Genomic DNA, 9,773 nt, shown 5'->3' on the forward strand with positions numbered 1-9,773 from the left:
GCAGAGGACTCGGCGTCTTTAGAAGCAGAAGCCCCGTGGAGACTCTCATAATTTCTCCACTACACTACAAAAATTCCGGAATGACCCACGAAGGATCATAATTGCTCAATCGAACTTTTTCATACATTTGGGAAATTTATGCCGACTCAGAAAGGTGATCTTGCTCCCTGATATATAGACTTCTTAAATGTGCTATGAAAACAGTCCTTCTACTACTCGTGTCCAATATTTTTATGACGTTCGCCTGGTATGGCCATTTGAAATTTACCCAAACCACACTTTGGAAGGTGATATTGATCAGTTGGGGCATTGCTTTTTTTGAGTACTGTTTTCAGGTACCTGCCAACAGGATTGGCTATGGGCAGTTCAATGGGTTCCAACTCAAAACCATACAGGAGGTGATAACCCTCGTAGTTTTTATGGTCTTTTCGGTGCTATACCTGAAAGAAGAGTTAAAGTGGAACTACATAGTGGGTTTCGTACTGTTGCTGGCCGCAGTGTTTTTTGTTTTTAAAAAGTGGTAAAATATAATTGCCCTTACATACTAAGGTCTATTGAAAGCTTTTCATTAAATTAATGGTAGAAGTACAACACACTAAATTCACGGCAGATGTATAAAATTTTGGTACCTACCGACTTTTCAAAGTATGCGGGCTATGCAACTGATTTTGCTTTAGCCCTGGCAACCATGGAAAAAGCACATGTCCATTTTCTGCATGTAGTAGAATACCCTTCAGGAGCCATGGTAGATGCCATGGGCATGATGGTACCGGTGCCTGCAGATCTGGATTTTGTCAATGTGCTGAAAGACAATTCATTGAAGAAAATGAAGGCTATGATCAGGGAACTTGAGCCTGATGCTACTTACGATGTGCAAATAGGGAATCCTTCGATCATTATACAAGAAGCCATTCAGGATAAAAGCATAGACCTTGTGGTAATGGGTACAAAAGGTGCATCAGGCCTCAAGGAAATATTCATAGGGTCCAATGCTGAAAAAGTGGTGCGAAGGTCATTATGCCCGGTTATTACCATCCATGAGGAAACAGAAGCCACCGAAATAGAAAATATAGTATTTGCGTCGGACTTGCGAGAGGAGAGTGAAGAGTTGATGCAGAAATTGAAACACCTGCAAAACACTTTTCATGCTCACTTACATATTGTCAAGATCAATACAAATGATCATGCTGATGATGAGGAGGAGCTGACACACCTTAATGAAATAGCCTCGAAGTATAAATTAAAAGATTACTCACAGAATATCTACAAACACAGGCATGAAGATGAAGGTATATTGGCTTTTGCCAAATCAGTAAATGCGGATATGATAGCACTGGGTACACACGGGAGAACTGGTCTGCCGCATTTTTTGGCCGGAAGTGTGGCTGAAAACCTGGTCAATCATGCAAGGTGTCCTATATGGACTTGTCACCTGGGGAAAATGACTGATGATATAGGATAATTAAACCCTTACGAGAGACTCTGAATTTAAATGCAATTCTTCCAGTAAGCCGAGTTTTTTCTCTATTCCTTTTTCTTCACGCAGGGCCCTTCTCAGAAGTCTGGTAATGTCGGGATAGCCAACTGAAACAGCGCAAGTGACGGCCGTTTGATAGCCGTTAATCTGATGTGTAGCCATAGCTCGCCCGGTAATGATCATCATAGTATCTGAAAGCTCAGATCCTGCACACTGACTGGTCAGTTTCTTTTGAGATTTTGCCATGCATCTCATCACATCATCGATCTGTCCTTCGGTATCCTCTTTAAGAATGGTGAAAATAATTTCCATCCGGTGCTGCTGACGAAGTTTCTCTTCCATCTCTTCATCAATAAACTCTTTCAGGTCCTGGGAGTAAGCCTTTTCCCTAAGCAGAGGTAGAGAATTGTAAATAGTCCTGTCCGCGTCATATAGCGAACGGATTTGTTGTAACATCACATCTTTCATATTGGTAATCTTCTTCATATCTGTCTTCCTTTCTGTCTTGTTCCAATCCACTGAATGTTTAAACAAATATCAACTCGCAATCATCCCCAGTTTCATCTTTAAAACCTCCGGAACCTGATTTTAGTTGTTTTTCACAACATTTCCTGTTCCGCTAACTTCTATTAAAAGCTAACAAATTCTGTGCTTAGTTGCAAGGGAATGGCCGCCCCAAACATAACTTTTCTTTAAAAAATATTCTACTTGGTACACATGTAATAAAATTTGGTATTTGATAATGTTTTAATATCTCCGTCCAATATGATACTGTGTCGGTCTAACCAGTTGTACTTACCTCTTTTTCTTGTAACAGTTGCTGCTCTCAGGTGTTTATAGAGCAACGGACGTTACGTAGAGCGTCTATTCTTATTTACAAACTTTTAAAATGATCTGATATGAATAATATAGAAAATGAATTTATAGAAAAACTGGCCAAATGTGCCGCTGCATGTGAGTCTTGTATGGATGCCTGTCTTGATGAGAGCGATGTTAAAAAAATGGTTCAATGTATCAGGACTGACAGGGATTGTGCCCGGATATGTCATGTTACAGCAAGCTTTGTAGCTTCTAATTCAGCTCATGCAGAGCACCTTGTAAAAGAATGCCAGGAAATATGCAGGCAATGTGCAGAAGAGTGCGAGAAGCATGACATGGAGCATTGTCAGGCATGTGCACGAGCCTGTAGGGAATGTGAAGAAGCCTGTAAAAACTACTTGGGAGTAGCTGTTTAACTGACATTTTTCAATTATTTGATAGGCTTAATAGCCTGAAATCATAATAAACCCTGGATTACTCCTGAGTCCTGCAACCTTATCTATCTCGCCTTACTTATCATTAGCCTCATGGGAGCAATGCAGGGTTTTAACCCTCAAGTAATACATCACATCTAATGAAAGAAGCGGAAAAAAACAAAAATAAAAACCAAAAGAAGGATCAGGGCGGCGGTATGGGCATGCGAGGCGTGACGCGCCCTATGGCTGAAATGCAGATGAAAGGAAAGCATAAGCAGGATAAAGATAAAAGTGACAAAGACAAGGAAGAAAAGGATCATAAAATGAGCCAGGAGCAGCGCGAAAAAATGCTTCATATGCACCACATGCAAACCCTTTGGGTGTATTGGATGCTGGTGCTCCTGGGCGTATGGATGGTGCTGTCGCCGCTTACCTTTAGTTACGGAAAAGCCACTGTTGACCCCAGTGGAGGCCGCGAAGTGTGGCTAACCCTGGCCGAAAGGGTTGCAGCCATGAAGTGGAGCGACATCATTAGTGGAATTCTACTGATCTACTTCGGGTGGCGTTCACTTACGCCGAACAGACCTGTAAGCATGTGGATCTGTTGTTTTATTGGGGTCTGGCTAAATATGGCTCCGGTAATTTTCTGGGCGCCAAATGCTGCCGCTTATATCAATGGTACCCTTGTTGGTGCTTTGGTTATTGCACTTACCATATTGATACCAGGCATGCCCAACATGATATCGTACATGAAAATGGGGTCGCAGGTACCCAAGGGATGGAGCTATAACCCCTCAAGTTGGCCGCAAAGGTGGATCATGATCGTATTGGGATTTGCCGGATGGGTTGTATCCAGGTACCTTGGCGCTTTTCAGCTAGGCTATATTGACCACGCCTGGGATCCCTTTTTTGGAGATGGTAGCAGGAAAGTGCTGAACTCTGACATGTCTCACATGTGGCCTATTTCCGATGGCGCATTTGGAGCATTGGCATACACCTTTGAGTTTTTAATGGGCTGGATGGGAAGCCCTTCCAGGTGGAGGACTATGCCCTGGATGGTGACTTTATTCGGTATTCTGGTCATCCCGCTCGGACTGGTTCATATTTTTCTGGTCATCTCACAGCCGGTGGTGGTGGGTGAGTGGTGTACCTTCTGCCTGTTGGCTGCAGCCATTATGCTTCCAATGATCCCGTTGGAGATAGATGAGGTTATTGCTATGGGACAACATATGGTACAGGCCAAACGCCGGGGAGAGTCCATGTGGACGGTGTTTTGGAAAGGAGGTACTCCTGAAGAGCATAACAAAGATGAGCGCTCACCAAAACTGATGGAGTTGCCCCATAAACCTTTGGAGGTTTTTAAAGCCTCCATCTGGGGTATGAGTTTTCCATGGACTCTGGTGGCTTCCACAGTAATTGGCCTGTGGCTGATGTTTGCACCGGCTGCATTTGGAGTAAGTATTGAAACCACAGCAGCGGATATCAACCACCTTGGAGGTTCCCTTATCATTGTGACTTCAGTCATTTGCATGGGGGAAGTGCTCCGCAGAGGGCGTTATTTTAATATTCTGTTAGGCCTGATTGTAGCCATCGCTCCCTGGTTTACTTCTGACAGCAATATGATGTTGAATATCAGTAGTGCCATTGCAGGTGTACTGGTGATCGTACTTGCATTTGCCAGAGGACCTAAAAAAGAAACTTATGGTCTTTGGGACCAATATGTAAAATAGTAGAATATGGAGGGTCATGTTGATGATCAGCCAGATTTTTGATGATGTAAACAAAATTGAAAATGGAAAATAGAAGCAACGGAAGAAGAAAAAAAGGTGTGGCCGTAATAACCGGGGCATCGGCAGGCGTAGGCCGTGCATGTGCCAGAACCTTTGCAGCTAAGGGGTACGATGTAGGGCTTATAGCCAGAGGCAAAGATGGTCTTGAAGGTGCCAGGAGGGAAGTCGAAGAGCAGGGGCAGCGGGCAGTCTACTATCAGGTGGATGTGGCCGATGCCGATGGGCTCGAAAAGGCTGCTGATTATATTGAGTCAGAACTAGGCCCGATAGATGTATGGGTAAACAATGCTATGAACAGTGTCTTTAGCCCGATTAAAGAGATGCTCCCGGAGGAATTCAGGCGCGTGACCGAAGTTACCTATCTGGGACAGGTTTATGGAGCATTGGTAGCACTCAAGCGGATGACCGAAAGAAACAAGGGCTCCATTGTGTTTGTAGGTTCGGCCCTGGCATACCGGGGTATACCACTGCAATCGGCTTACTGCGCTGCCAAGCACGCCATACAAGGTTTTTATGATTCTCTGCGTGCTGAACTGATACATGACAAAAGCCACGTGAAGATTTCTATGGTAGAGCTACCTGCGCTTAACACTACGCAGTTCAGTTTTGTGAAGAGCAGGCTTCCTCATAAACCCAGGCCTATGGGCACTATATTCCAGCCTGAGGTAGCGGCCGATGCTATATTGTATGCAGCAGAGCATAACCGCCGGGAAATGTTTGTCGGTTTTTCTTCATTAAAGGCCATTTTTGGAAACAAAATCGCTCCCTGGTATGCTGACCACGTGCTGGCTAAAAATGGATATGAAGGTCAGCAAACCCAGGAGCCGGAAGACCCTAACCGTCAGAACAACCTTTGGGAGCCCATCCCCGGAGACCATGGGTCGCACGGATCATTTGATGATCAGGCATATGAGACCAGTGAGCAGCTCTGGCTGAGCAAAAACCGGAAGCTTGTGTTAGGCGGACTTCTGGCCGTTGGGGCTTTAATGCTGTTTAAGTAAGTCAACGACAGTTCATTAAACAATGGACAGGAACAAACATAAATGGATAGCTGGTGCAGGGCTGGCAGCGGGTTTGGTATTGCTGGATGCTTTGGTGCTGGAGCAGTACTTGTTTACAGTAAAGCAGTTTGACATTGGTAACAAACATTCCCGCTCCAGGCCATGCCGTATGGTCCTGCTCACAGACCTTCACCTTGGAAAGCGCCTGGCGCCAAAGTATATCAGGCTGATCAGGAGGATTAAAAAACTTAATGCCGATATCATCCTTTTTGCAGGTGACGCCATTGATGAAGACGGCGACACCCGCACTTTGGACGATTTTTTCTCACGATTGCCCGCTACCATACCTAAGGTTGCTATTTTAGGCAATCATGAATACAAGAACGAAGCCGGCCTTGATGAGCTTAAAGCCTTATACAAAAAGCATCATATAGACCTGCTTATTAATGGTTCAAAGGCATATCCGATAGGCAGTAAAAGACTTATGGTCACTGGTTTAAACGATTTTATAGAAAGCACTCAAAACTTCAGTAAGGCCATTGAAGGAGTGGGGAAAGAAGATATGCATATTGCCTTGATCCACAGTCCTTTGCAACAGGAGAAATTACTAGCTCAAATCAAGGCCACTAACCAAAGCAGGCCAGGTGATCAAAAGCTGAATATTGAATACCTATTTGCCGGGCATAACCACGGAGGACAGGTCACTTTTTTCGGTCTGTTTCCACTATTATTACCCATCAAGTCAGGGGACTATGTGAATGGATGGTACAACGACAATAAACCTTATTTGTATGTTTCCAAAGGCTTTGGCAACTCAACGGTACCGTTTCGCTTCGGGGCAAGGGCGGAGATGATTGTGTTTAACTATTATTAAAAGCTTAATGGGCGGGCGCAGTATTACCTTTTCAGAAATACCAGTCCTTTTTCCAGATCTTTAGTCAGGTCTGTAAGGCTTGTGCGTTCCAGCATTTGCTGCAATGAATTCCTGATGGCTTTAAATTCGTTATGGATGGGGCAGGGCTTGGTTTCAGAACATTCCTTAATGCCGAGGCCACACCCGGTGAAGAGTTTGTCCCCGTCAATAGCCCGTACTACGTCAATGAGTTTGATGTTTTTAGCTCCTTCATCCAAATAAAAACCACCGTTGGGGCCTTTTACAGAGCTGATGATTTTCATCCTGCTTAGGTTTTGCAGGATCTTGGCTGTGAAATGCTCCGGTGCACCAATTTCCTTACAAATATCCTTAATACCTGCACGCTCACCCTGCCTGCTTCTGGAAGCAATATAGATGGTGGCCCTGATGCCATATTCACAAGCCTTCGAAAACATATGGCTCAAAGATACCTATAATAAAGGATGTTTTTGTCCTTTATAGGTGATAATTGACCGGTCAATTAGCTGAGCAATGAAGGTCGTGTAAGCTATCAACTCACTAATCTACATGGTGGCTTTTTACTTTTTTGCCAGTAAATACTATCTCGTGCAATGGATGCAGGGCAGGGCCTTCCAGTACGCCGCCATCTATGTCAAACCTTGAGCCATGGCACGGGCAGTCCCACGATTTTTCCACATCATTCCAATTTACAACACACATCATATGCGGACAGATGGCAGAGCGCACGTGCAACTGATTGTCTTCAGAGCGGCATACCGCCAGTTTATGGCCATCCTTTTCTATGATCTTTCCTTCACCGGGTCTTATGGCATCAAATGCCTTTGAATCAGCTACGCCCGGTATGTTTTTCAGGAATTGCTTGGCTACATTCACGTTTTCGCTGATAAATTTCTTCGCCGCTTTCAGGGGTTGGTTACGTGTAGAACTGAACAGTTCGTGCCATTCATTGGGCAATTCATTGATTTCATCTGCGATCAGCTTTCCGGCCAGCGCACCATAGACCAGTCCGTCCGTGGAGTATCCTGTAGCAATAAATATATTGGAACCTTCATTTTTTCTGCCTATGTAAGGGAGCAGGTCTGCCGGGCGATAGTGCTGACCTCCCCATCGGTATACCACTTCCTGCACGTCAAAATGCTTTCTGGCAAACTCCTCAAGTGCTTCCGTATGCGATACATTCCTTTTGGCCTGACCTACTTTGTGAGGTTTCCCCACCACCAGCAAAAATGTATCTCCGTCTCGCTGGTACTTTCTTATTGAGTACTTTTCCCCCTGGTCATAGTAGCCCCAATAGATGCCATCATGTGGTAGATCTGAACCCACCTTGCAGGCAATACCATATTCCCGGTAAGGGCCAAGTAGCGTTTGTACCATCATTATTCCCTTAGGAGTATGTGTTGCTTCAACTACATGCTTTGCTTTAATATTGCCTCCGGTGGTATGCACCATGCAATGGTCGTCTTGCTCTTCTATCTTGGTTGCCCTCGTATTTTCATAGACCCTGCAGTTTTCCCCGCTAAGTACCTGGGCAAGCGCCTGTACATACCGCATCGGATTGAATTGTGCCTGTCCTGTTATTTTCATGGCCCGGGAAACCGTAACCGGCATGTATGAAGGCATAACCACCTCAGCATCAAGCCCGGCCTCTTTGGCTACCATAAGTTCTTTTTCAATTTTGTCTCTGTTGGCTTCATCACCCGCAAACAAGTACCAGGAGCAAGTAGTAAAGCCGCAGTCAATATTATGGTTCTTTATATTGTTCTCAATAGCTGCGAAGCCGGCTTTTCTGGCGGCTATTACCTGTTTTACAGTCTTGGTGTCATACTTTGATGCCAGAGAGCTAAGTATTTGATCGATAGTGACGTACAGGTTCCCGGTGCTGTGGCTGCTGGTACCTCCGCCAATCTTACGTTCATCTATTACTATAACTTTTTTGCCTTGCTTTATCAGTTCCTGCGCTGTGCTGAGGCCGGTTATTCCACCCCCGATGATGGCCACATCGGCTTCAACATCGCCTTGTAGCTGTGGAAAATCTGTAGTGGTAGAAAATATATTCCAGATAGATTTAGTATACATAGTCGTTGAGTTTTTTTATACATGAGCGCAAGTAGAATACCACAATGAAAAATGGGTGTTCGGGAGGATTTGAGCAGACTTAACTACCCGGATATTGTGGGAGACGTGGAAAAATGGATACATAACGGATGAACCCAATTGTCAGCTACAAATAATTAGCACATGTCCGTATGAACTTGCAAAGTGCATATTGATGAAATAACCAGGGTAGTAACATATTAAATAAGATATTATTTGAAAAGACTGATTATCAGGGTTATGTTTGAAGGTTTTTATTCTGGCAAAACTGTACCCATGCATAACTATTTAGTTTATTATCTGATTATTATTCCTTTGTCATATCTGCCTTTTCCAGTGCTGTACCTGCTGTCAGATTTCATATACATTATGGTATACTATGTCTTTGGCTACCGTAGAAAGGTTGTGTTTAGTAATCTCAAAGCATCTTTTCCTAATAAAACAGACAAAGAACTACATCAGATCGAGAGGAAGTTTTACAGCCATATGGCAGATCTTGTTGTCGAGAGTTTGAAAACTTTCACCATTAGTCGAGAAGCTGCCGCCAAACGTATGGTAGCCAGAAATCCGGAGGTACCCAATCAATTTTACGAGAGAGGCCAAAGTATTTCCATGGTTGGCGGGCATTATGGCAATTGGGAGTTATATGCTGTTACACTAAAAGAGCACCTTAAACATAAAGTAATAGCACTTTTCACGCCTATGACCAATGAGTTTTTCAATAAAAAATTCAAAGCCAGCCGATCAAGATATGGACTCAATATGTGCTCCATTCAGGAAATTAAGGAAGACCTGGAGAATAACAATAGAGAGGTATCTGCTACAATTTTCGGATCGGATCAATGTCCCCGCAAAGCCCAGAGGGCTTACTGGACAGAGTTTCTTAATCAGGATACCGGGGTACAATTTGGTTTGGAAAAATTTGCCCGTGATAATAACCAGCCGGTAGTTTATGGAAACATTTTCAAGGTAAAAAGGGGCTATTATGAGGTTGAGTACAAACTAATATGCGAAGACCCCTCTACCATGTCGCATGGAGAGATCACCGAGATCCATGTAAAAATGCTGGAAGACATTATTAATGCTCAGCCGGAATATTGGCTATGGAGCCATAAACGCTGGAAGCATAAGCGTCCTGAGAAACTTGAGCAAGGTCAGTACTCATCTTTATAGTAAATATGGAATAGCTAATAACCACCGTTGCTTCAGTATATTTTCTGTATTTATAATCACACTAATATTTCTGCACGGTTGTTGATAAGCACTGAGTGACGTTAGTCA

The 9,773-nt window shown here is 43.9% G+C and carries 10 protein-coding genes; 7 read left to right on the forward strand and 3 right to left on the reverse strand.

The features are described from left to right. The first annotated feature begins 194 nt into the window (after nt 1–194). Together E1163_RS06115 and E1163_RS06120 are read left to right on the forward strand one after the other, a co-directional pair. Nucleotides 195–524 carry a DMT family protein gene (locus E1163_RS06115; protein ID WP_155170555.1) on the forward strand — a complete coding sequence of 110 codons (330 nt, stop codon included), beginning with the start codon at nt 195–197 and terminating at the stop codon, nt 522–524. 86 nt (nt 525–610) lie between these two features. Continuing rightward, nucleotides 611–1,462 (forward strand): universal stress protein, encoded by an 852-nt coding sequence (locus E1163_RS06120; RefSeq protein ID WP_155170556.1) that lies wholly within the window; start codon nt 611–613, stop codon nt 1,460–1,462. On the opposite strand, the gene E1163_RS06125 is transcribed toward E1163_RS06120, so the two are convergent. Next, complete coding sequence (locus E1163_RS06125) at nt 1,463–1,963, reverse strand: YciE/YciF ferroxidase family protein (protein ID WP_155170557.1); 501 nt, start codon at nt 1,961–1,963, stop codon at nt 1,463–1,465. Nucleotides 1,964–2,376: 413 nt separating this feature from the next. Between E1163_RS06125 and E1163_RS06130 the strand changes: the two genes are divergently transcribed. From E1163_RS06130 to E1163_RS06145, 4 genes are all read left to right on the forward strand, one after another. Then, entirely contained in the window at nt 2,377–2,712 is a 336-nt protein-coding gene (locus E1163_RS06130) for a four-helix bundle copper-binding protein (RefSeq protein WP_155170558.1), read from the forward strand. Between the two features lie 158 nt (nt 2,713–2,870). Next, nucleotides 2,871–4,442 carry a vitamin K epoxide reductase family protein gene (locus E1163_RS06135; protein ID WP_155170559.1) on the forward strand — a complete coding sequence of 524 codons (1,572 nt, stop codon included), beginning with the start codon at nt 2,871–2,873 and terminating at the stop codon, nt 4,440–4,442. Between the two features lie 62 nt (nt 4,443–4,504). Then, nucleotides 4,505–5,503, forward strand: coding sequence for an SDR family oxidoreductase (locus E1163_RS06140; RefSeq protein ID WP_155170560.1), 999 nt, complete (start codon nt 4,505–4,507; stop codon nt 5,501–5,503). A gap of 22 nt (nt 5,504–5,525) precedes the next feature. After that, nucleotides 5,526–6,377: a metallophosphoesterase gene (locus tag E1163_RS06145; RefSeq protein ID WP_155170561.1), complete on the forward strand. Its 852-nt coding sequence runs from the start codon at nt 5,526–5,528 to the stop codon at nt 6,375–6,377. A gap of 23 nt (nt 6,378–6,400) precedes the next feature. On the opposite strand, the gene E1163_RS06150 is transcribed toward E1163_RS06145, so the two are convergent. Continuing rightward, the gene (locus tag E1163_RS06150; protein WP_155170562.1) at nt 6,401–6,832 is read right to left on the reverse strand and encodes an RrF2 family transcriptional regulator; all 432 of its coding nucleotides are present in this window, start codon (nt 6,830–6,832) and stop codon (nt 6,401–6,403) included. A 103-nt stretch (nt 6,833–6,935) separates the two neighbouring features. Then, nucleotides 6,936–8,474, reverse strand: a complete 1,539-nt coding sequence (locus tag E1163_RS06155; RefSeq protein WP_155170563.1) for an FAD-dependent oxidoreductase — start codon at nt 8,472–8,474, stop codon at nt 6,936–6,938. A 234-nt stretch (nt 8,475–8,708) separates the two neighbouring features. Between E1163_RS06155 and E1163_RS06160 the strand changes: the two genes are divergently transcribed. Then, nucleotides 8,709–9,665 carry a lysophospholipid acyltransferase family protein gene (locus E1163_RS06160; protein ID WP_155170564.1) on the forward strand — a complete coding sequence of 319 codons (957 nt, stop codon included), beginning with the start codon at nt 8,709–8,711 and terminating at the stop codon, nt 9,663–9,665. The last annotated feature ends 108 nt before the right edge of the window (nt 9,666–9,773 follow it).

This window comes from Fulvivirga kasyanovii (assembly GCF_009711405.1).
GTDB lineage: Bacteria > Bacteroidota > Bacteroidia > Cytophagales > Cyclobacteriaceae > Fulvivirga > Fulvivirga kasyanovii.